Genomic DNA, 22,018 nt, shown 5'->3' with positions numbered 1-22,018 from the left:
ATCTATAACGTCTTTGGATATCATGGCTTTACCTAAAACATTAATTCGGCTTTTTAAACCATACATTATTTTATTAACTGGAGGTATGCTCTATCTTGCTATGACTCAGCTTGAAAAAGTAGAAACAGCAGCAACAGAACAATCATCATCAAACATTCGTATCGCAAGCTCTACCATTCGTTCCAACATCGAAGCCACATTCGGCAAACTCTATTTTTTAGAAACCAGTCTAGGCTTGCCTAAAACGGCTCCAATCGGTGATAAAAAATTCAGAGAATTGAGTGATAATATTCTAAGAAGAACACCAAATTTCTCCGATATCGTTCGATACCAACCTAACTCCCAACATTATGTCTCCACTCGTGGCCTTCCTCTTTCCAATGAACAAATCGCCACAATACAATGGCATTCAATAGACGGTGTTGTAGAAGATTTTTACATCTCTTCCGTTTACCAAAAAGCCGATGGACGATGGGTTTTCGCCGTTAAACACACTGCAGAAAAGCTCAACGAAGAAATATGGATTGAGTTTGATTTAATGCATACCACGCAAGGTTTAAGAGATTTAAAAACGCTTAATAATGGCTATGTATTTGTTGTAGACAGAGCAACAGAGCGACTGGTATTCCACCCGGATCCACAGCGTATCGGTTCTAAATCCATCAGCTTCCATGCAGGGATCAGCCACCAACTCTCACAAGGTGAAACCGTTGGTAAGCACGAATATTACTATCAAGATAACTTCAAAATATCGGTATTTGACGCAGACAACAGCTTAAATTGGGTGTTCATTGCGGGCACTGACCGCCATGACATCTTAACCAGCTCACATCAATTTACGTTGACGGGCTTAGTACTGGGCTCACTCCTGCTATTGTGGATTGGTGCCAACTATCTGGCTTATCGTTTGAACGTGTCCTTGTCGCAACTGAATAAAGTCGATGACCTTGTAAGCTTTAAGCGAGAGTTAAAATCCATACTGGATAGTTTCACCTACCAAAAAGGCATTCAATTCTGTCTCTATCAGCTTGAGAACCACGCATTCAGTACCATCGACTATCACGGAAACAAATCCACGGTACATTGTGACAAAGCCCTTGCAGAGCGATTTACACCGGACACTATGGCTTACCGAAGTGGTAAGTACGCCGATCCACTGGCGTGTAAACTCAAAATACACCAACGTCATTACTGTATTCCTTTGCACTCTCGTCAGCAGTTGATCGCAGTGTTGTACGTAAACGTAAACTTACCGATCAGCCAGAGTATTCTACGAATGATCCGTGATTACACTGAAGTCTCTTTGTCTAACTTACTGCTTCAACATCAATTGAGCAGCAAAGATCTGATGACGCAGTTAGACAATAAGAGCAGTTTCAGCATCGCCATCGAAAACTACGTGAGCGAGCCCGATACCTATGTCGCTCTGCTTGATATCGATAACTTCGACCACGTAAACCGAGCCTACGGTGAAGCGGTGGGTGACAAGATGATCAAGTTGACAGCAGAAGCACTACGCTCGTACTTTCCGAGGCCTAAAGGACTATGCCTTGCTCGTATTGGAGGCAAAGAGTTCGCAGTATTATTTAAAGCAAACGACGGCAACGACGCCAAGCTCCAACTAGACCAGTGCCGAATTGGCGTAGCAGAGAAAACTATTGTGACGCCAGACATCAGCCTCTCTTTAGGCGTGAGTGTCGGTTTTTCACAAATAGAGGGAGAGCCAGATACAGCTCTAGCACTGGCGGAGCAAGCAAAGTTGATTGCTCAACAGCTTGGAAAAAATCGAGTTGAAGGCCACATCAGGGCTGTTGCAAAGGCTTCATAGGTTGTCCTAACAAGCTCACTTTATCCTTTACTTGGATACCGATGAAAACAAAGCACCTAGGATTCATACCCTAGGTGCTTTTGTTTTTATGGAAAGTCATTACAATGCGCGTTCAACACGACAATACCCCTTTTCTAACGACACGAGCCTTATGAAGCTAAGTAACCGACTGCAAACTCTCCATTCCCTTGTCAGCAATGACTACCAACATATTTGGGACTGTTGTTGTGATCACGGCTTCTTGGGTGTTCAACTGTTGTCGGATAACAAAGCACCTCAGCTTCACTTTGTCGATATTGTCCCGTCTCTTATGAGCGATTTGGAAAGCAAACTTACGCGTTACTTTCCGCAAGGTGCAATAGCAGAACAGAAAGTGACTAGCCAATGGCAAGTCTACTGTATGGATGTCGCCGCTATCCCGCTTGAGAAACATACTGGCAAACACCTGGTGATTATTGCGGGCGTCGGTGGCGATCTTACTCAAAAGCTCGTCGATGATATTCATCGTCAACACCCAGACAAAGCGATCGATTTCTTGCTTTGTCCGGTGCATCAGCAATTCGAGTTGAGAAGCCATTTAAAGGCGATCCATTTTGGTCTTATTGATGAAGTGTTGATTGAAGAGAACCGTCGTTACTACGAGATTTTATTGGTGAGTAATAGTCGCGGTGATTCAGAAAAGAGCCAAACCGTTAGCGAGATATCAAACGTCGGTGACAAGATCTGGACACCAAGTTGTGATGAACAAGTGAAGGTATCACAGCAATACAAAGCCAAAACATTGCAGCACTACTTACGTATCCATCAAGGACAAGAGAAGCAAGGCAAACCTAGCCAAGTAAAGCATATTATTGATGCTTACCAGGCGGTTAAGCCATAGTAAGTACTAACTTAATGGTTTGAATATTAAGAAAGTCAAATTAATAAAAAAGCCGATAGTTCAATGAGCTATCGGCTTTATTAATGCTATCGATTCAGTTTTAGCTTACTGTTCTTGTTTCTTATAAGCCACATCAGGCTCGTCAACTGTCTCTACCTCAGAAGGCTTATCAACCCCATAAACCGTATCAAGGTAGACGTCTTTCTCTTTCCACGTGCTGTTCAACCAATTGTGGAAGCGACGTTTAAAAGCCTTATCTTCAAAGTAATTACCGTTCACGTTCTCATCCATCAGGTGTAATTTAATACGCACCACGATTTTCGTCATTTTTCCTTTCAGCATATCTTCAAACGGAGAGGTCTGGTTCTCTGGGTAAGCCAGAGTTACATCAACGATGCCATCTAAGATCGGGCCCATGGCAGATAAAGCAAATGCGACACCGCCCGTTTTCGGCTTCAATAGGTGTCGATATGGCGTGTTTGCTGTCGCCAGTTTGCTGTGGTTAGCGCGAGTGCCTTCAACAAAATTGACCAAGGTTGTCGGTACCAGCTTGAACTTATTACATGCTTTGTGGATGGCATTAAAGTCATCATTACGACGCTCTGGGTTACGCAGCAAAAAATCACGCGAGTGGCGTCTCATGAAGGGCATATCCAATACCCAGCAAGCTAAACCAACAAAAGGGACGTACAGCAGCTCATGCTTAACGAAGAACTTAGCCATCGGCATCTTGTCTTTCATGATCGAAGAGAGGACTACAATATCTGCCCAGCTCAGGTGATTCGATATCATTAAGTACCACTGCTTGGTCGAAATGTCTTCCCCACCTTCGACCTGCCAATCAATATCGTTGTTGATATTCAGCATCCAAAGATTAAGCGAAGCCCAGCACCAAAATGTGAAGTTAGCTAAATGAGTACATGACGTTTGCACCACAGAGATGGGAACAATAAGTTTAATGAAAGCAAACAGACTCAAGGTTAACGCTGCTACTGCGGTATTGATGGTCACGAACAATACGTTCAAGGCCATACGAAGATTATCAAGCATAAAACACGGCTATATTGAGATCGAAGGCCGCCATTATACTCATCTGCAAAATATTCTCTTTAGTAATTGGTTGAATACACTAGGGGTCAAACCACTGTACTCATTTTGTCTGTGTCGAAAGAGCAATTCATCGTTCTGAATCAACAAAATCAGGATTTAAAAAAACAAATGAGTCATTTAGACTCAAGTTTAAATAAGTCGATTTGACACAATTCAACATTAACTTTTGGTCAGGGAAAGAGACCAAGAAGATGTTCAACACCCGAAAGTAAGATCCATTCAATATTGATGAACTTATAAGCAAGCTGCCTCGTACTGTGATTTTTAATGTTCAAGAAGTGAAGACGAAAGACCAAATAACCATAATAATTACAATGACTAATGGTGATAGACAAGAAAAAAAACTCTAGCACACTGAACAGAGTTATTAGTTTTAATCCCGTTTCAGATAATGAATCAGTGGGTTATTTATATTTTAGGTAAGAGAGGAAGCCATGCTCAACATTGCTTTTTTTAGCTCAAAATCATACGACGAAAAATCATTTGAACTTGCAAAAGGCAAACTCAACGCCGAGTTTCATTTTCACGATTTTCGACTCACTACAGCAACAGCAAAAATGGCGCACGACAACGAAGTGGTTTGTGCGTTTGTAAACGATGACCTATCGCGAGGCGTGTTAGAGATTCTTGCTCAAGGCGGCACAAAGCTGATCGCGATGCGCTGTGCGGGCTTTGATAAAGTCGACCTAGACGCAGCCAAAGAGTTTGGTCTACAAGTGGTTCGCGTTCCGGCTTACTCTCCAGAATCTGTAGCAGAGCACACGGTTGGCATGATGATGTGTTTGAACCGAAAACTACACAAGGCATACCAACGTACTCGTGATGCGAACTTCTCTCTTGAGGGTTTGGTAGGCTTTAACTTTCACGGTAAAACAGTCGGTGTGATTGGTTCGGGTAAGATTGGCCTGGCGACGATGCGCATTCTGAAAGGTTTAGGCATGAACATCCTCTGCTATGACCCATATCCAAACCCGTTAGCTGTTGAGTTAGGCGCTAAATACGTTGAACTCGACGAACTTTACCAAGAGTCTGATGTGATTTCTCTACACTGCCCAATGAGTAAAGAGAACTACCACCTATTAGATGCGACTGCGTTTGAGAAGATGAAAGACGGCGTGATGATTGTCAACACCAGCCGTGGTGAACTACTGGATTCCACAGCTGCTATCGAAGCGCTTAAACAGAGTAAGATTGGCGCACTTGGTCTTGATGTGTATGACAACGAGAAAGAGCTGTTCTTCCAAGACAAATCAAATGACGTGATTGTCGATGATGTGTTCCGCCGTCTATCTGCTTGTCACAACGTGCTGTTCACAGGTCACCAAGCTTTCTTGACCAAAGATGCTCTGTTCAACATCGCCAATACAACGCTCACCAGTGTTGATGCCTTCTTTGCTGGCAACACCAGCGGTAACGAACTCGTTTAATCGCTAATTGAGTTAATAGCAGACTGAGTTAAAAACAAACTAGGTCTACAAATACAAAGCCACGCTATTCTGAAGTGAACAGCGTGGCTTTGTCGTTTATCCAGTATCCTAAAAACGTTCCTAGACGCAGAAATGACAATCTTCAGTGTCTAAACCATAAACGCCTTTTCTAATAGCAAGGTGCTCTTCACCGGCTTTGACGCCCATCTCGTAACCTGTATTAAGAGTACTTTGATCCATAGTTAAACGCTTAACCGCGAAGGCTTCAGGTAGCGCTATCACTTTAATAGTCGCATCTTTGGGTGGGTTACGAATGAACTCCAGAGACTGGTTGTAGTTTTCAGCACGTACCGCCATCGACTCAGCAATATTCGGGAATTTCTTTAATAGTTTCTTCAGCATCCATTGGTGCTTTTGAGGCTTCATTCGGTAGCTCAATGGGTGAGACAGAATCACGGTAATATCGCGTGCGCCACGGCGATATGCTTCACGAACCGGAATCGAATCGGCTACACCGCCATCGGTATAACAGCCACCAGAGAAACACGGAGTTTCACGGTAAGCGATAGGTAAAGCCGTTGTTGCTTCAACAACATTAGAAAGGTTTTCTGGCTTAATATGGTAGTAGTCTGCACTGCCCGTATCGACATTTGTGACAGCAGCAATGAGTGGGATACTTGAAAATAGCTCGCCACAGTCCAGCGGATAACGTTGATTGGATTCGTTCCATAACCACTTAACGTCCACTAAGTTACCGCCCTTGGCAAAGCGAGCAGGGTTGAAGAAGGTCTTATCCGTCGCCATCGTGGTGATCACATCATAACTGCGTTTTGGTGCATGAGATAAGTAGCCAACCAGATTCGACACACCTGCAGATACGCCGATGGCAAAATCATAAGGACGGAAATCGTCTTGCATGAAGGCGTCTAAAACTCCAGCAGCAAAAATACCTCTCATTGCTCCACCTTCAACGATTAATGCGCTCTTATTCATCTCAAACTCTTCTACTTTATAAACTGATAGTCGTAGAATAATCCCATCACTCTTACAAAGATAATGGGATAGATTTATCAATTCGATAGGTAAAAACTATCAATGTGGATTATTAGATTTTTCAATGATTTAGGGTTGCTTGATATTCAGCGAGATCAAAAAAGGCCATCGAGTAGTTCACTCAACGGCCTTTCAATTAACGAATCAAGATGATTGATTACGACTTAAATTCGCTCACATCGATTTCAAGCAGTTTACCAATGCCTTCACCGTATGCAGGGTCAGCTTTGTAACAGTGTCTTAGGTGACGCAATTGAATCTCTTTTGGCACGCCGCCTAGGTTGCGAGCAGTGTTATCAAAAAGAATCGCTTGCTTCTCTGGTGTCATTAGGCGGAACAAGTCACCCGGTTGCGAGAAGTAATCTTCATCTTCGCGGTGATCCCAGTGTGCTGCTGCGCCATCTAGGTTCAGTGCTGGTTCAGCGAAATCTGGTTGCTCAGCCCATTGACCTTCGTTGTTTGGCTCATAACCTAATGTGCCATCGAAGTTACCATCGACACGCATCGCGCCATCACGGTGGTAGCTGTGTACTGGGCAACGAGGCGCATTCACTGGAATGTGCTGATGGTTTACACCCAAACGGTAACGTTGTGCATCACCGTAAGCAAACAGACGACCTTGCAGCATTCTGTCTGGAGAGAAACTGATACCCGGAACCACGTTCGCTGGGTTGAATGCAGACTGCTCAACTTCAGCGAAGAAGTTCTCAGGGTTACGGTTAAGCTCTAGCTCACCCACTTCGATCAACGGGTAATCTGCATGAGGCCAGATCTTAGTCAAATCGAACGGGTTGTATGGAACCTTCGCTGCATCCGCTTCTGGCATCACTTGTACTTTCAACGTCCATTTCGGGAAATCTTGGTTATCGATGCTGCCTAGCAAATCACGTTGGTGGCTTTCGCGATCATCACCGATCACTTGTGCCGCTTCTGCATCAGAAAGGTTCTTAATACCTTGCTGAGATTTGAAGTGGAATTTCACCCAGAAACGTTCGTTATCAGCGTTGATGAAGCTGAACGTGTGGCTACCAAAGCCGTGCATGTGACGGTAAGTCGCAGGGATACCACGGTCACTCATTACGATAGTAATTTGGTGCAGAGCTTCCGGCAAAGAAGTCCACAAATCCCAGTTGTTTTTCGCGCTACGCATGTTGGTGCGTGGGTCACGTTTCACCGCGTGGTTTAAGTCAGGGAACTTAAGAGGATCACGAAGGAAGAATACTGGCGTGTTGTTGCCCACCATATCCCAGTTGCCTTCTTCAGTATAAAACTTCAATGCAAAGCCACGAATATCACGTTCAGCATCGGCAGCACCGCGCTCACCCGCAACTGTTGTGAAACGTGCAAACAAGTCGGTTTTTTTACCTATTTCAGAGAACAATTTTGCCTTGGTGTATTTTGTGATGTCGTGTGTAACGGTAAATGTGCCGTAAGCACCTGAGCCTTTCGCGTGCATACGACGCTCTGGAATCACTTCACGATCAAAATGGGCCAATTTCTCCAAAAACCAAACGTCTTGAAGAAGTTGTGGACCACGTTTGCCCGCCGTTTGAACATTCTGGTTATGAGCGACAGGACAACCCGCAGCTGTGGTCAGTTTTTTACTCATGGTCTATTCCTTAAGGTTAAAGATATCGCATCGTTGCCACATCTTAGATTTAAGTGGATTCAATACTTTAAAAACCACTAAAATAATATGGATAAAGAATAGACCTGAGTTGGCAGGAAATATAATCGTTTATATTTATCGTTGTTATCTATGAAACCTATTGAACCTCACTGCGAATAAGCCTATGTATAACTTCGGTTTATTTAAAAATGGCATGGCCTAACCTCAGAGTTGAGGCAATGTTCCTCGCCGTTCTGGTTAGGTTCAATTCAGCTTCTCGCAGTACTTGCTCGAGTGACTGAGGAGAGCGCACTGTACCAAACAAGCTGTTCATTTCACCATATAAGGCTTCGACTTCTGTACCTAAAGAACCTGCAATCCCTATGGTCGGAATGCCTTGTAAGCTCGCACGTTTGGCAATGCCATAAGGCGTCTTTCCTTGCAGAGTTTGATTGTCCATTTGCCCTTCACCGGTAATCACAAGATCTGCGCCTTTCAATACTTCATCGGCTTGCAAAACATCAAGCACCATCTCAATACCCGGTTTAATCTGCATGTTAAACAACAAACCAAGCCCCATTGGAGCACCACCAGCCGCGCCATAACCAGTACGCTTGTGAACGGGATCATCCCCACGAACACAACCTTGCGATTCAACTACTTGAGCAAAATTCTCAAGCGCCTTATCAAGCATCACAACTTGTTCTGGGCTTGCGCCTCCAAAATCAATTGCCCCGTTCCGAATGAAGAAGCAATCAATGGATCACGCTGCTCTGGTTTCAACAAGTCCAAACCCGATGCAGCAGCAATTTCAACCAGTGCCGTTTTGTTCGGGTTGCTATTGGATGACTCAAGCATCGCCCATTCAGCATTAACTTGTTGCCCTAACGGCCCTTCGACTTGCCTATGTCGCTTTTCACCAACAAGCCCTTGGAGCAATACATCCACAGTCCCTTCACCACCATCAGCCAAAGGCAATGTTACGTATTCAGCGTCTGGGAAGATTTAACGAAAGCCCTTTTCAATACACGCCGCCACAGATACAGCCGATAGAGATTCTTTAAACGAGTCTGGTGCAATAACAATTTTCATACTGAGAGATCCAAAAGATTAGTAATTTTGATGAGTGCCCGATCCAAAAATGCCCCTATTGAAGATCAGCAAGCTAATCACTTAATAGGGGCAGTATATGAAGGTAAGTAGTATTAGTTAGTAACGGCTGTCTTTACTTGTGATTTCTCTTTGCTTTTTAGCCACACGAATACAGCACCTAGAACCGCAATTGGAATCAGTGGGTCGATCAACGTACCGCCTTTACCAAACACTAAGTTTAGAATCATGATGATGCTTGCACCAATCGCCCATGCGATAGTTGAAGACACAGACCAGATCTTAATTTGGTCAGCAAGTTCAGTAATACCTAACGTACGGTTAATGATGTGGAAGTATGAATCGTTCAAATGAGAGAAGCCAACCGGACCTACCGCACATGCAAGTGCTACGAATACTGGGTCTAGACCTAACGTTTCAACCAATGGCAGCGTCATCGTTGCTGCAACCATCATTGATGCCGTTGCTGAACCTTGGATTAGACGAAGCATTGAAGCAATTGCTAGTGGTACAAGTAGAGGTGGAATACCGCTGCTCGCGATAGCTTCGGCTACTTGAGGGCCAGCACCTGATGCTTTAAGTACTGCACCCATTGCGCCACCAAAACCAGCTTTAATTGCATCAATCAACTCTGTTGGCACCATACCCGCAAAAAGACCCATGATGATACTTGCAATAATCATCGCAAGCGCCACTGGGATTCTTGTTTTAATGATCATGCCCATCATGGCTAAAATGCCAATTACGATGCCTATCAGTGCTCCATCCATTTTTATATTCCTTTTGTCTCTTTCTTCATTTTTAGAAAATTTGTAGGGTGGTGCATATGGGTGATACCGGGTCACCCATTGCACTTTATCGTTATGTGTTGGCTTACCTGTAAGCCGTGTTATCTAAATCAGTTTTTACTTTTATGATTCGTTACATATAAACGCCATTCACACCGCGCTATAAATAACTTTTTACCCAGCTAAGCCCCTCTTCTGTCGTGCTTCTTGGGTTATATTCACAGCCAATCCAACCTTGGTAACCTGAATCATCCAAAACACTAAATAAATGTGGGTAGTTCAGTTCGCCTTCCGATGGTTCATGCCTCTCTGGTACAGAAGCAATTTGGATATGACCGGTATAAGCAGCAACTTCACGAATCAAAGTACTTAAATCACCATCCATGATTTGCGCGTGATAAAGGTCGAGTTGAAGTTTCACATTTGGTCTATCGACCAACTTAATCAGTTCGACAGCTTCACGTTGATGCGCCACAAAATAGTTCGGAACATCACGGCTATTTAGCGGTTCAATCATCAATTCGATGTTATGCTCAGCAAACTTATCTGCGGCAAAACGAATATTTGAGATAAAGGTTTCAACGTGTTGCTGTCTCGTGAACTTCGCATCATGCAGACCCGACATCGCGTGAACTTTCTTGCAGTTCAGCGCTTTGGCGTACATAAGTGCGGTATCAACACTGGCTTTAAACTCATCTTCACGGCCAGGAATCGCTGCAAAGCCACGTTCGCCTGCGTCCCAATCACCTGGAGGCAGGTTGAACAGCACCTGTTCAAAACCAAATCTCTGCATTTTTGCTGCAAGCTCTTCGGCCTCAAATGCATAAGGGAATAGGTATTCAACAGCTTTGAAACCGGCTTGGTGTGCTTTTTCAAAACGCTCTAGAAATGGTACTTCTGTGAATAACATCGTTAAGTTTGCTGCGAACTTAGCCATTATTTGCCTCTCCCTTTTAAATCCATCACTTCTTCGTCCGTTAGGTAACGGATATCATTCCCTTTCAATAAGAATGCTAATTTGGCGGTCTCTTCTAGCTCTTCAGCGTTATCAACGGCATCAACAAAGTCAGTGCCTGTTACTACTGGGCCGTGGTTTGCTAACAAAAATGCTCGATAATCACCTGCTCGTTTTGCCAACTCTTCAGCGATTTGTGGGTCACCCGGACGTAGGTAAGGAATCACTGGTAACTCACCAATTCGCATCACGAAATACGGTGTGAAAGCCTTAATCGCGTTATTACGATCCAACCCTTCAAGGCAAGACAACGCGGTAAGGTAAGTAGAATGCAAATGAACAATCGCATTGCATTCTGCATTATTTCTATAAATCGCTAAGTGGAATGCCGCTTCTTTAGAAGGCTTCTTACCTGAGATGTGGTTGCCATCGATATCAACAACCGACAATTCCTCAGCGACAAGGCGACCAAATGAAGAGCCTGTTGGTGTTGCTAGAAAATACCCATTAGGTAATTTGATAGACAGGTTACCTGCACCACCAGTGGCGTAACCTCGTTCAAACATTGAACGAGCGAGCGTGACCATTTGCTCTCTTAACTGCTGCTCGTTCATCAAAACTTTACTCATTTGAATCTCGCTTATGAAAAAAATGATTGAGCTTTAGCGAAGAAGTTTTCATCACCAAAGTTGCCAGATTTAAGTGCCAATGAAAGATCACCTTCAACCGACCTCACCCAAGGCACACCTGGTGCGATTTGAGGGCCAATATGAAAACCTTTCACAGCCAAGCTTTGGGTCACTACACCAGAGGTTTCACCACCAGCGACAATGAAGTTCTTCACTCCGTTCTGCTGCAACTTAATCGCTAGCTGGCTAAAGAACTGTTCAACCGCATAACTAGAGGCATGCGCGCCATACTCTTCTTGAATAGCTTTTAGTGCCGTTGCTTCAGCCGTCGCGTATACCAACGGTGCAAATTCACTTTGAATATGAGTCATCACCCAATCGAATACTTCATTGGCGTATTGATCATTGGTTAAGCAAGCCTTCACATCGATAGCAAAGTGAGGAGCAAGCTGTTTGTATAGCGCAACTTGTTGGTTAGTCATCACTGAACAAGAACCAGAGAATACAACCGTTGGTGCTTTGACTGGGCTACCTGCATGTTTTGCATCACTTTGGTCAGCAAGATGTTTCGTCCAATTTTTAGCAATACCAGCAGCTAGGCCTGAGCCACCTGTGATTAGTTTCAGAGATTTAGCCGCTTGACCTAACGTCACCAAGTGCTCTGCATTAAATGCGTCTACCACGGCGTAGCGACTACCTTGAGCTTTGAGTTCGTTAAGACGAGCGGTAACAGCATCAGAGCCCTGTTCAATCGTTTGAAAGTTAACTAAACCGGAAACACCTGCTGACTGTGCGTCCATCATTCGAACCACACTTGAATCCGTCATTGGTGTAACAGGGTGATAACGCATACCTGAATCACAGAGCAACTCACCAAAAACAAACAAGTGACCGTTGTAAACCGTACGACCATTTACTGGCAATGCAGGGCAAACCATCGTAAATGATTCCCCAAGTTCCGCTAAAAGCGCATCAGTGACAGGCCCAATATTGCCCTCAGCCGTACTGTCGAAAGTGGAGCAATATTTGAAGTAAAACTGTTGGCAACCTTGTGCTTGTAGCCATTTAAGCCCGGCAACGGAGTCGGTAATAGCTTCATCAACGGGGCAAGAACGTGATTTAAGGCTGATCACGACCGCATCCGCTGCAACCTCAAAATCACCAGTAGGAATGCCATTTAATTGGATAGTGCGCATACCGTTTTCAACAAGGAAACCCGCGATATCTGTCGCACCAGTAAAGTCGTCTGCAATAACGCCTAATAACATGATTACTTCTCCACTTTTGGTGTATTCACACCCGGTAGATCAATACCTTGGAATACCTTAATAACGGCGCTGTCATCTTCTTGTCCAAAGCCAGCATTGCTTGCGCTCACAAACATATTCAGTGCTGCACTGGATAGCGGAAGTGGGAATTTCAGGTTTTGAGCGGTATCTGATACCAAGTTCAAATCCTTCACAAAGATATCGACCATAGATTTTGGAGAGTAGTCGCCATCCACTACGTGCTTCATACGGTTCTCGAACATCCAAGAGTTGCCCGCAGCATTGGTCACTACGTCGTACATAAGATCTAGAGGGATGTTTGCGCGTGCGGCTAGTGCCATCGCTTCAGCGCCCGCAGCAATATGAACACCTGCTAGTAACTGGTGGATAATCTTAACGGTCGCACCAAGGCCAATGGTCTCGCCGATGTTGTAGACTTTAGCTGCAGTTGCATCAAGTACCGGAGCCAGTGCTTCAAATGTGGTCACCGCACCTGAAGCCATAATCGTCATTTCACCCGCTTCTGCTTTTACTGCACCGCCGGACACTGGCGCATCCAGCATCACAAGATCATGTTCAGCAAGCTGAGCTTCGATTTGTTTCGCGTCTTCTGCTGAGATCGTTGCCGAGACCATAACTGGCGTGTTAGGTCTCAGTGCCGCCGCAAGACCAGTCTTAAACAGTACCGTGTTAACTTGAGCTGCATTCACAACCAATACCAAAACTGAATCAAGTTTGTCGGCAAACTCAACCGCGCTTGTAGAGACCGCTTTTGCGCCATATTCACCCAAGTTTTCAAGCGCTTGCGGATTCAAATCGAAACCATATACATCAAGGCCTGCACGCACGCATGACTTCGCTGCGCCCATGCCCATAGAACCTAAACCGATAACACCAACAGATTGAACTTCATTCATAGCAAGATGCCTTTCACGTAATTGTTAAACTCTAAATTTGTTAATTCTTGTTTATGTTTGTGATTATATGTGAAGCAATCGAATGCGACTTAGTGATAAGTCACACTTTTAACAAAAGTTAACACTCATGAGTAATTTAACCCTTTCGAGGCATTTGATAATGGTAATTTCGGCGACTATCACAGTTCTAATTACTATTTAACAACAGATATTCACAGATATTCACAAAACAGAGAAAGATTGATAGGATGATGAAAAATAAGAACATAGAAGAAGAATCATGATTCCAGCGGAACGTCAGAGAACCATTTTGTCACTATTATCACACCAAGAAGTGATCAGTATTTCTGAGCTTGTAGAGCACTTAGAGGTGTCTCATATGACTATTCGTCGAGATATCGTAAAGCTAGAGACATCAGGGAAAGTGATTTCAGTTTCGGGTGGCGTTCAGCTGACTAAAGCACTTCACAGCGAATTGTCACACGACATCAAGGTAGAACAGCAAGCAAGCGAAAAAGCTCAAATAGGTCAACTAGCTGCTCAATTGGTTCCTGAGTATTCGACTATCTACTTAGACGCTGGAACAACCTCTTTGGAGATCGCTCACCAACTTGCAGGGCGAGATGATCTGCTTATCATCACCAATGACTTCGCGATTGCCGCATACCTAATGAACAGCACACAATCTGAGATTTACCATACTGGTGGCAAGATTGACCGTGAAAATCAATCGAGTATTGGGGGAAAAGTAGCTGAGTTCTTGGCAGGGATGAATATTGATATTGCGTTTATCTCTTCTTCATCTTGGAATCTAAAAGGGCTCTCGACACCTTGTGAAAATAAGGTATTAGTCAAACAAGCCATTGTTCAAGCAGCTCATTCAAACTATCTGATTTCAGACTCAACCAAATACGGACGTATCGCTACTTTCCACGCCTTAGATTTAAGTGCGCTTGATGGCGTGATCACCGACATTGATCTTTCGAGTAGTGTGATTGATGAGCTTCAAGACAAAGGCATCAAGGTCATTAATTCGTAACGGATCCCTCATCAAATTTCAGGCTCACCAACCAAACATTCAGAGCCTGAATACCACAACTCCAAAATCATCTATTTATCCACTCGATAAAAATAATTCTTACAATTAAGCGTGTTTATTCGTTAATAATATTGGCACTCAACGGCATAATAGTCATGAATCCATTCAAAGAGTTAGGTTATGTTCTACAAGCGTCTTTTGGTATTGGCTTTACCGCTTACTTTTGTGTTTTCCACCCATGCTGAAACGTTTGGTGAACGAATGGCGCGCATCGAACAAGAGAATGTACTGGCGAAAACCATGAGTGAAGAACAAGTTGAATTGATACAAAAAGTCGTACAGACCAACCACTGCGCTAAAGTGGCGTTAACCCATCACCAACGCATTTTGGGCCAATATAAGGTTGAGACATCTTCTTCTGAGTTATTCGTAAAATGGCGTCAACTCGGTAAGCAGTTAGACGCTCAATACGAGATGGATTACCCCGGCTACCCTAAGCACGCTTTTCAAGAATATCCTGCGGCTTCAGGCAAAGTCGATGGCTACCTTTTTGCTCTAATCGACAATGGTTTAAACGAGCAATCGTGGATCGCCAAAGAATTTAAGCAGTGTAAAAAGAATAAACTCATATCCCGAACCTAAGCTCAAGTCTGCTCTGGTTCGAGAGTACTCACTCACATTGGTTCTAATAAAGTAAGAACAGCCCTTCATAACCGCCAATTTCGATTTCACTCACATAGTCACCAACGTTACCGTTGGCATCAACAGGTTTCATTGGAACATCCAGCGCGATGGTGAGTTTTGCCGCGTCATAAAAGCTCGGATTCTTACCGTGGAAATCCGTGCGATACAACACACGACCATTGCTGAACTCTCTCGCTAACACCATGTCCTCAGGGCCACCAGCAACCACCTGATTTTCAGATTGATACATAAAGTACGTGAACGTCGGTAGAACGTGAGTGATACCATTGGGCAGATCAGCATGCACCATTTCGTTCATCGAGGAATCGCCAACGATGGTGTAGTCAGCAGGCTGAGGTGTCGTTGTCGAAAGCATCAAAGGAATCGGCGCAAAGCCATGTGGGATTTGATGACTCGGCTCTCCCAAGTCAACGGCCAATAACGAACTGGGTTGGTAGGCGATGTTTTTAGGGACACCACTTTGCCAGAAAGTGTCAGCCGTCGTATTGCCACTTCCATAGACGTAACCATTGTTCCACTGATTAAAGTAGCTATGTTGAGCGTGTCGATTGAGGTGGTAGATCGCTAGGGTCGAGTATTGGTCTTGCTTCCAATTATCTTCACTATTTCCAAGATACTGAACTCGCCCATAACGCGTTGTCGCCTGAAAAATAACACTTTGCCCATTGTAGGCGAGCGCAGAATTATCCCAGAATTTTGAGATCCCCGAGTAACCACTAAACCCAGTAGACGGAAAAATGTAGTGCTCGCGTAAATACAGAGAGCCCGCCTCGCTAAGATGAGACTGTCCATTTCGACCCAGTAAGTTCGCGGTTCCGATATTCAACCCAATCGACGCATCACTTTCTAAAGCAGAAAGATTTTTGAGAAACGCTGAAAATTGTTGCTTGTAGAGATCATCCGCTTGATTCGAACCCGCAACAGCTCCTAATTCTTGAACATGCCCGCCAGAGTGAACATAGAACTGGTTCGAGCCAATGAGTTTATTTGTGTCGTCGTTGTACGCACCATTCAAACCTTGTCTTGCCCAGCTTTGCTTGTAGTAGCGATGAATAGCAGATAGATAATCCGCGTTTGCGACGTTCGTTAGCGACCAAGATGAGTTAGCGCTCCACATTCGACCAAATGGCACCACTCTTGATTCCCAACGAAAACGTGCTGTCGCGTTCTTATTGGTTCGATTTCGATACTCGCTTGGCGACAAGTAGTTATCACCATCTAGATCTGCAGACACATCAAAACCACGGATTTTTCGCCATTGGCTGATAGCATTGCCGTCCGGGGTTGAAGTCGGAGCATCGGTTAACTTGACGGTTGGAAAACTGTTTTTGAGTTTTACTTCTTTTAAACGCGGCCTGTCGTCGGCATTCTCACTTTGCCAACGAACTCTCACAACGTATAAGCGCCCACCATCTCTCAAAAAGGTTGAACCAAAATACTGGCCGCCGCCATAACTCGCACCGCTCCCATCATGAGTTGTGGCTCTTAACCAGTTATCCGGAAGGTTCCAGATCACCGATTGGTTTTTGGTCATATTGAGCGTTTTGTCTTTCTTTACATCAAGCCTTTCCCATTGTGAAACCCTACCCTGAGAATCAATAGCAGTTGGGTATTCAATCCAAAATTCACCGCTGCCAGCAAACTGTGAGAACTTAAAGGTCAGCCGTTCGAACTGTTCAGCATGATAGACATACAAAGCCCCACCCTGTTCGAAATTCTCAAACACATCGGCATCCCACGGAGGCTCTTGATACAACCAAAAACCAGCATGGTCTTCACTGGCTGTATAACCCAAGATCATAGGTTTTCGGTTTAAAAGGGTCTTTTCGCCATGAGTTTTATCAACTTCGGCAATGACAGTATCTTCAGAAAAGTGCAGGAAATAGTCTTCGAAATTGAGGCCTTCTAACTCAGCTTGGTTACGGAGATCGTTCTCCAACCAACCCGAGTTCATCGCCATGACTTGGTTGTACATATAACCAATTGTCGTGGCCCGCTCATTGTCGGCTTTGTCGGCATAAGCTCCGAACACAATATCACTGTTGGAAATTTCCCAATCAATGACGGCATTCGTAGATAGTGGGGAGCCCAAAAGATCAACACCAACTTCATGTTGCCCTGGCAGCACAACCGCTGTACCAACAGCAAAAGCGTAACCAGCGATTAAACATGACGGTATGAGTGCGAGCAGCCCAGAAATGTAGGTTTTCATGATTCAAATTTCCTAATCGATACTGTCATGCCTTAAATCACAAAACGAAAAGTCAGCCAACTTACGTGTCAATTTAGGAATCAAAATACGAAAAAAGTATCGACTACATGGCTCTATTGTTCAAGTGCTCGTCTGTCTTGTTTCATCGGTGGCAAGTAAAACGAGCAAATGCCGATTCAAAATCAATGCATTAAGGAAAATATAAGTTTTTGTGATTTTAATTTTATTTGGAAACCAAGTATCTCCGGCTAACGAGAAATCAGCTCAGATTTTCTCAAAATGAGAATAATACGGTTTGGAAGATGAGAAGTTATCAGAGCCTAGAACTCAGAATAGGACTTGGATTTGCTGTATCGAATCTCAGTTTGGGCGCCACACTATTGAAACTCAATTTGGATAGGCTGTCTAAACAAGAACGATGACAACGCTCCTTAAAGCCTCTTGTTCCACTTCCCTTGATGGTCGCGATCGCAATTTTCTTGCGTATCGTAGCTAACATGCTTATCGATATTCTTCAGTTGAATTCCAACTTGATTGAACGCTTGTTGAATAGCCCCTGAGACACTCTGTTGACCTTCGCCACTTAAGAAGTTCGTTCTATCCTGATTGGTATCGAATACACAGACAATTTTCAAACTTTGCGGAAAAGATGAGAAGTTGACCGAGTGAGTCACCCATAAAAAACCATCGAAGCCTTTCAGCGTGTCTTCACAAACGTCAGTTAACACGTCTCTGATTTGATTCTCGATTTTCTTATCTGATTTACGCATGCGGCAAAGGTCCTATTTAACACCTTAAAAAATAAGGTTTTTCGGTCAGTTTCGTACTACCTGATATTGGACACTGTGGCGGTTTCAAATGCAAAGTATTTATTGGGGAGAGTCGACTGGAAGATATAGAGGAAACGCCTCATGTTTGATAGCTTACGAGGCGATCAAACATGAGACGAGTATAGAATTTACTAAAACATTAGCTCGCCGCTTGTTCCCAATCAGTTAATAACTTCATGATTACGCGAGAGTCTTGGTGGGTTGCCATTGGCGCAGCAAGTTGTGTATCACCTTGCTCAACCGCTTGGCGGATATTGCGCACTTGATAATGGAAACCATCACCTTGCGCTTCGACTTTCACTTCACGTGTCGACGTTTCATAGATCTCTACCGTAAACGTGTTTTCTGCCGTCGGTAGCCATGGATTAGTATCTAGCGTGATACAGCCTTTGCTGCCTAGGATCGTAAAACCATGCTTTAAACCGTGGTCTTCAGCAGTGTGGATTTGTGCGGTAAAACGGTCGTTGAAATGCATCATCGCCGACGATTCACAGATATTGCCATCTTCGCCTCGTCGACCGATTGCTGAGATCTGCACGTCATCGAACACGCTCTCACCAAATTGCTGCTGCGCAACAGAGTGAATCAGCGACATTGGGTAACAGCCAAGGTTGTATAGCGCGCCTTTGCTCGCAGGATTCACGAACTGATCAATCGCCGCAACGTAGGAACCTTGAATTGAACGCACTTCGCCAATCTCACCAGTTGCCAGTTCTTGATGAAGCTTGGTGATAAGTGGATGGTTTAAATACATCAAACCTTCAGCAAAGAATACGCCCGCTTCTTTCACGGCTAGTAAAGCTTGCTCGGTTTTTTCCATATCAACCGATAACGATTTTTCACACAAGATCGCTTTGCCTTTTTGAGCCGCTTTAATCACATACTCATGATGAACATGGTTTGGCAGAGCAATATAGATAATGTCGACCGACTCATCTTCAATCAAGGCTTCATAGCTGTTGAAGGTTTGTGTTGGTTGGTATTGGGCAGCAAACTCGTTAAGTGTTTTTTCAGTGCGACCAGCAACGGCATACAGCTCGCTTTGAGCATCGCCTTTAATTGCATCCGCCATTACACCTGAGATAAAACTGGTTCCTAGAATTCCCCATTTCATGTCTTAGCTCTCCTGCTCTTGTGTTTTGATAGGTCCACGTTGTGTTTCAAATGCTTGCACTAATTCCGTTATATCACGCTCAATAAACGCTTGGGTATGAGGCATACCAAAGTGCTGATTGATCGCTTCACGGTTTGCGTATTGCTCAAGCAAGATCACACGATCGCTTTGGCTTTGATCATAGGTTGCAATTGCTTGGAGGCAGCCCGGTTCGCTTTGCATGTCTAAACAAAACTGTTCGATAGCTTCGAGCGCAGCTGCTCGTTCTATGTTGGTTTTGATCTTAAGTTCGGCAGTAACAAAGATAGTTTCATTCGTTTGAGGCATTGCACGCTCTTATTTTAGTTAATTATCGGTTTGCCATTAATATAATTAACCCCTAAGAATTGATAAACTCACGTTTTGTTTATTGTTTATCAACCAAAAGTGTTCAATGGATAAGTTAACCAGCATGAAAGTCTTCGTCTATGTGGTGGAACAAGGTAGCTTTCGCAGCGCCGCAAACCACTTCAACCTGTCGGCGACTATGATAAGCAAACATGTCCATTCCTTAGAAGCCAGTTTGAAGTCTCAGCTGATCCACCGCACCACGCGTAAGCAATCGTTAACCGATTCAGGACAACTTTACTATCGTGAGTGTAAGCGAATTCTCGAAGACATCAGCAATGCAGAGAACCTGATTCAAACCTTGGAAAATCAACCACAAGGCACGGTAAAAATAAACTGCCCTGTCACCTATGGAAACAAGGTACTCGCCCCTATCGTAGCTAAGTTTCTCGCGCATCACCCAACCATTAACGTTGAGCTGATGTTGAATAATGACCTTGTTGATCCTTATTCATCTGACATTGACCTGATTGTGCGAATTGGTGACCTATCCGATTCAAGCTTGGTCGCAAGGTATTTAGGGGATTATGAGATGTGTTACTGCGCGGCGCCCGCTTACCTAAACCAACATGCTGAAATCAGAGTATTGGAAGACTTGGCGCAGCACCCATCGCTTGGATTCAGTTACAGCAGCCAAGCTCCTCACGCCACACCGAATAAAGAACGTGTGCGCTTGATGTCGAATAATGGTGATGTGTTGCGGTATGCCGCCCTGCAGGGTGTGGGCGTGTTGTTGCAACCGACTATCTTAGTCGCAGAAGAGATTGATCGTGGAGCGCTGTTGGAAATCCTACCCGGCATGGCGCCGTTACCAAAGCCGATTCACTTGCTCTACAAAACCAAGCAACTGTCGTTGAAGAACAGAACCTTTGTCGAGTTCTTGTTAGCTGCGTTTGCTGAGTAACTAAGCGCTTTCTAAACAACAAAGACCGCTAGACTGGTTGCCATTGGCTCATCAAGCGCTTGCCAAGATCAGAGGGCGTGGTGTTATGGACGATCATCTCATCACATTGGTTGAACACCATGAAGTGTTTTAGTTCATCGCATAAAGCATGAACCAACAACTCATGGTTTTTAATTCGCTCTTCCACAACCAAGTTACGGATATTGAGCAAACCACTCTTCCTGTCGACCTTGCAATCCATTCGTGCCACCAGCTCACCTTGCCACAGAATCGGTAAGCTAAAATAACCAAACTGACGCTTGGCCTCTGGAACATAGCATTCTAGGAGGTAATCAAAGTTGAACAATGATTGCATTCGCTTTCGTTGAATCAGCAGGTTATCAAACGGAGACAGTATCTTAAGCTTGGTTCTGGGAAGAGGTTGATTCAGCAGTTCAAAAGCACCTGGCAGGACATAGTAATCAGAGCCTTGAATATCTACTTTCAGAACCTGCTTATCTTCAAGCATCTGTTGGAGTGCTCTCTGAATCAAAGGCTTTGTGTTCTTGAGTAGGTAGCTCATTTCCGACGCTATTCCAACTCCGTTAGCCTCTAAATAACGTGTTATCAGATGCTCGATGTACTCTTGTTCTGTCGGCTCAGAGGTATCAATTCCGCTCGGTAAAACTCGCTCGGTTAGGTCATACACCTTATGAAAGTTAACTCGGCTTGGCACCATTAAGTCGCCTTGCATGAACAATGTTTCTAATGCTTGCTTGGCCGGTTTACCGCCCCAACCGCCGGGGTTTGGCCTATCCCCTTCAAAATCTTTCGCCATCAACGGCCCTTCATTCTCAATACGTTTGAGAACATGAGCCATCAGTGCGTCATTCTTTTTATACCAATGCTTGAGCTTACCGCTCGCAAAGCCATTCTTGCGGTGTAGGCTGAATCGGAAGTCACGCATGGGTAAATACGCGGCGGCATGCGACCAATACTCAAATACTTCTCGACGCTCTAACAGCTTATCAAGATGGTTCAGTTGGTAATCTTGATTGCGATTCCAAAGCGTGTGGTGGTGAGCTCGCTGAATCACAGAGATGGTATCAATTTGCACATAGCCAAGGTTTTCAATCGCAGACAACGTGTTCGCCAAAGCGCCCCCATTGCGTTGCTTTTTAGGTGGCAACTTCTTAGGCGGCAGCTTTTGCGAAAGCAATACCAGTTTTTGCGCTTGAGCGAGTGACAGTGATTCCATGAAATTCAGACTCTAA

19 protein-coding genes and 2 pseudogenes are annotated in these 22,018 nt (G+C 44.3%); 7 read left to right on the top strand and 14 right to left on the bottom strand.

Annotated elements, in window-relative coordinates; genetic code table 11:
• Positions 1-85 precede the first annotated feature (85 nt).
• A complete protein-coding gene (locus AB4375_RS11690; protein WP_372051642.1) occupies positions 86-1,828 on the top strand; it encodes a diguanylate cyclase domain-containing protein in 1,743 nt (580 codons plus the stop codon).
• A 151-nt stretch (positions 1,829-1,979) separates the two neighbouring features.
• Entirely contained in the window at positions 1,980-2,708 is a 729-nt protein-coding gene (locus tag AB4375_RS11685) for a tRNA (adenine(22)-N(1))-methyltransferase TrmK (RefSeq protein ID WP_017069730.1), read from the top strand.
• Between the two features lie 105 nt (positions 2,709-2,813).
• Here AB4375_RS11685 and AB4375_RS11680 read toward each other — a convergent pair whose 3' ends face one another.
• Positions 2,814-3,758 carry an acyltransferase gene (locus tag AB4375_RS11680; protein ID WP_017069729.1) on the bottom strand — a complete coding sequence of 315 codons (945 nt, stop codon included), beginning with the start codon at positions 3,756-3,758 and terminating at the stop codon, positions 2,814-2,816.
• Between the two features lie 200 nt (positions 3,759-3,958).
• Between AB4375_RS11680 and AB4375_RS11675 the strand changes: the two are divergent.
• A pseudogene (locus AB4375_RS11675) lies at positions 3,959-4,030 on the top strand (cytoplasmic protein); the annotation flags it as partial.
• 222 nt (positions 4,031-4,252) lie between these two features.
• Positions 4,253-5,245, top strand: a complete 993-nt coding sequence (locus tag AB4375_RS11670; protein ID WP_372051641.1) for a 2-hydroxyacid dehydrogenase — start codon at positions 4,253-4,255, stop codon at positions 5,243-5,245.
• 120 nt (positions 5,246-5,365) lie between these two features.
• Here AB4375_RS11670 and AB4375_RS11665 read toward each other — a convergent pair whose 3' ends face one another.
• The 8 genes and pseudogenes from AB4375_RS11665 to ltnD form a co-directional block, all read right to left on the bottom strand.
• Positions 5,366-6,238 carry a patatin family protein gene (locus AB4375_RS11665; protein WP_372051639.1) on the bottom strand — a complete coding sequence of 291 codons (873 nt, stop codon included), beginning with the start codon at positions 6,236-6,238 and terminating at the stop codon, positions 5,366-5,368.
• A 217-nt stretch (positions 6,239-6,455) separates the two neighbouring features.
• Entirely contained in the window at positions 6,456-7,907 is a 1,452-nt protein-coding gene (locus tag AB4375_RS11660; protein WP_372051638.1) for a catalase, read from the bottom strand.
• Positions 7,908-8,106: 199 nt separating this feature from the next.
• Positions 8,107-8,999, bottom strand: a pseudogene (locus AB4375_RS11655) (glycerate kinase).
• Positions 9,000-9,112: 113 nt separating this feature from the next.
• Positions 9,113-9,787: a hypothetical protein gene (locus AB4375_RS11650; protein ID WP_372051637.1), complete on the bottom strand. Its 675-nt coding sequence runs from the start codon at positions 9,785-9,787 to the stop codon at positions 9,113-9,115.
• A 178-nt stretch (positions 9,788-9,965) separates the two neighbouring features.
• A complete protein-coding gene (gene otnI / locus AB4375_RS11645) occupies positions 9,966-10,742 on the bottom strand; it encodes a 2-oxo-tetronate isomerase (protein WP_372051636.1) in 777 nt (258 codons plus the stop codon).
• Positions 10,742-11,389 carry an aldolase gene (locus AB4375_RS11640; protein ID WP_170967991.1) on the bottom strand — a complete coding sequence of 216 codons (648 nt, stop codon included), beginning with the start codon at positions 11,387-11,389 and terminating at the stop codon, positions 10,742-10,744. The genes otnI and AB4375_RS11640 overlap by 1 nt, the downstream gene beginning before the upstream one ends.
• Positions 11,390-11,400: 11 nt before the next feature.
• A complete protein-coding gene (gene otnK / locus AB4375_RS11635) occupies positions 11,401-12,657 on the bottom strand; it encodes a 3-oxo-tetronate kinase (protein WP_016767372.1) in 1,257 nt (418 codons plus the stop codon).
• A 2-nt stretch (positions 12,658-12,659) separates the two neighbouring features.
• Complete coding sequence (gene ltnD / locus AB4375_RS11630) at positions 12,660-13,574, bottom strand: L-threonate dehydrogenase (protein WP_372051634.1); 915 nt, start codon at positions 13,572-13,574, stop codon at positions 12,660-12,662.
• A 280-nt stretch (positions 13,575-13,854) separates the two neighbouring features.
• Between ltnD and AB4375_RS11625 the strand changes: the two genes are divergently transcribed.
• Positions 13,855-14,613, top strand: coding sequence for a DeoR/GlpR family DNA-binding transcription regulator (locus AB4375_RS11625; protein WP_017072299.1), 759 nt, complete (start codon positions 13,855-13,857; stop codon positions 14,611-14,613).
• Positions 14,614-14,793: 180 nt separating this feature from the next.
• A complete protein-coding gene (locus AB4375_RS11620; RefSeq protein ID WP_017069722.1) occupies positions 14,794-15,255 on the top strand; it encodes a hypothetical protein in 462 nt (153 codons plus the stop codon).
• Between the two features lie 43 nt (positions 15,256-15,298).
• Here AB4375_RS11620 and AB4375_RS11615 read toward each other — a convergent pair whose 3' ends face one another.
• The 4 genes from AB4375_RS11615 to AB4375_RS11600 form a co-directional block, all read right to left on the bottom strand.
• Entirely contained in the window at positions 15,299-17,530 is a 2,232-nt protein-coding gene (locus AB4375_RS11615; RefSeq protein WP_017064008.1) for a hypothetical protein, read from the bottom strand.
• A 431-nt stretch (positions 17,531-17,961) separates the two neighbouring features.
• Positions 17,962-18,300 (bottom strand): hypothetical protein, encoded by a 339-nt coding sequence (locus AB4375_RS11610; protein WP_017060926.1) that lies wholly within the window; start codon positions 18,298-18,300, stop codon positions 17,962-17,964.
• A 199-nt stretch (positions 18,301-18,499) separates the two neighbouring features.
• On the bottom strand, positions 18,500-19,474 hold the full coding sequence (locus tag AB4375_RS11605; RefSeq protein ID WP_372051633.1) for a Gfo/Idh/MocA family protein: 975 nt from the start codon (positions 19,472-19,474) through the stop codon (positions 18,500-18,502).
• 3 nt (positions 19,475-19,477) lie between these two features.
• Complete coding sequence (locus AB4375_RS11600; protein ID WP_017069719.1) at positions 19,478-19,801, bottom strand: putative quinol monooxygenase; 324 nt, start codon at positions 19,799-19,801, stop codon at positions 19,478-19,480.
• A gap of 106 nt (positions 19,802-19,907) precedes the next feature.
• Here AB4375_RS11600 and AB4375_RS11595 point away from each other — a divergent pair, with 106 nt between their 5' ends.
• Complete coding sequence (locus AB4375_RS11595; RefSeq protein WP_017069718.1) at positions 19,908-20,765, top strand: LysR substrate-binding domain-containing protein; 858 nt, start codon at positions 19,908-19,910, stop codon at positions 20,763-20,765.
• Positions 20,766-20,793: 28 nt separating this feature from the next.
• Here the strand turns inward: AB4375_RS11595 and AB4375_RS11590 are convergent, their stop codons facing one another.
• A complete protein-coding gene (locus tag AB4375_RS11590) occupies positions 20,794-22,002 on the bottom strand; it encodes a winged helix-turn-helix domain-containing protein (protein WP_017069717.1) in 1,209 nt (402 codons plus the stop codon).
• Positions 22,003-22,018 lie beyond the last annotated feature (16 nt).

This window comes from Vibrio sp. 10N.261.51.C6, assembly GCF_041471785.1.
GTDB lineage: Bacteria > Pseudomonadota > Gammaproteobacteria > Enterobacterales > Vibrionaceae > Vibrio > Vibrio crassostreae_C.
The sequence above is the reverse complement of the archived record's forward strand: the minus strand, read 5'-3'. Positions and strand labels throughout refer to the sequence as shown.

Coding starts and splice junctions, on each gene's coding strand:
- AB4375_RS11690 (WP_372051642.1), top strand. CDS start 86: ATGCTCTATCTTGCTATGACTCAGCTTGAAAAAGTAGAAACAGCAGCA.
- AB4375_RS11685 (WP_017069730.1), top strand. CDS start 1,980: ATGAAGCTAAGTAACCGACTGCAAACTCTCCATTCCCTTGTCAGCAAT.
- AB4375_RS11680 (WP_017069729.1), bottom strand. CDS start 3,758: ATGCTTGATAATCTTCGTATGGCCTTGAACGTATTGTTCGTGACCATC.
- AB4375_RS11670 (WP_372051641.1), top strand. CDS start 4,253: ATGCTCAACATTGCTTTTTTTAGCTCAAAATCATACGACGAAAAATCA.
- AB4375_RS11665 (WP_372051639.1), bottom strand. CDS start 6,238: ATGAATAAGAGCGCATTAATCGTTGAAGGTGGAGCAATGAGAGGTATT.
- AB4375_RS11660 (WP_372051638.1), bottom strand. CDS start 7,907: ATGAGTAAAAAACTGACCACAGCTGCGGGTTGTCCTGTCGCTCATAAC.
- AB4375_RS11650 (WP_372051637.1), bottom strand. CDS start 9,787: ATGGATGGAGCACTGATAGGCATCGTAATTGGCATTTTAGCCATGATG.
- otnI (WP_372051636.1), bottom strand. CDS start 10,742: ATGGCTAAGTTCGCAGCAAACTTAACGATGTTATTCACAGAAGTACCA.
- AB4375_RS11640 (WP_170967991.1), bottom strand. CDS start 11,389: ATGAGTAAAGTTTTGATGAACGAGCAGCAGTTAAGAGAGCAAATGGTC.
- otnK (WP_016767372.1), bottom strand. CDS start 12,657: ATGTTATTAGGCGTTATTGCAGACGACTTTACTGGTGCGACAGATATC.
- ltnD (WP_372051634.1), bottom strand. CDS start 13,574: ATGAATGAAGTTCAATCTGTTGGTGTTATCGGTTTAGGTTCTATGGGC.
- AB4375_RS11625 (WP_017072299.1), top strand. CDS start 13,855: ATGATTCCAGCGGAACGTCAGAGAACCATTTTGTCACTATTATCACAC.
- AB4375_RS11620 (WP_017069722.1), top strand. CDS start 14,794: ATGTTCTACAAGCGTCTTTTGGTATTGGCTTTACCGCTTACTTTTGTG.
- AB4375_RS11615 (WP_017064008.1), bottom strand. CDS start 17,530: ATGAAAACCTACATTTCTGGGCTGCTCGCACTCATACCGTCATGTTTA.
- AB4375_RS11610 (WP_017060926.1), bottom strand. CDS start 18,300: ATGCGTAAATCAGATAAGAAAATCGAGAATCAAATCAGAGACGTGTTA.
- AB4375_RS11605 (WP_372051633.1), bottom strand. CDS start 19,474: ATGAAATGGGGAATTCTAGGAACCAGTTTTATCTCAGGTGTAATGGCG.
- AB4375_RS11600 (WP_017069719.1), bottom strand. CDS start 19,801: ATGCCTCAAACGAATGAAACTATCTTTGTTACTGCCGAACTTAAGATC.
- AB4375_RS11595 (WP_017069718.1), top strand. CDS start 19,908: ATGGATAAGTTAACCAGCATGAAAGTCTTCGTCTATGTGGTGGAACAA.
- AB4375_RS11590 (WP_017069717.1), bottom strand. CDS start 22,002: ATGGAATCACTGTCACTCGCTCAAGCGCAAAAACTGGTATTGCTTTCG.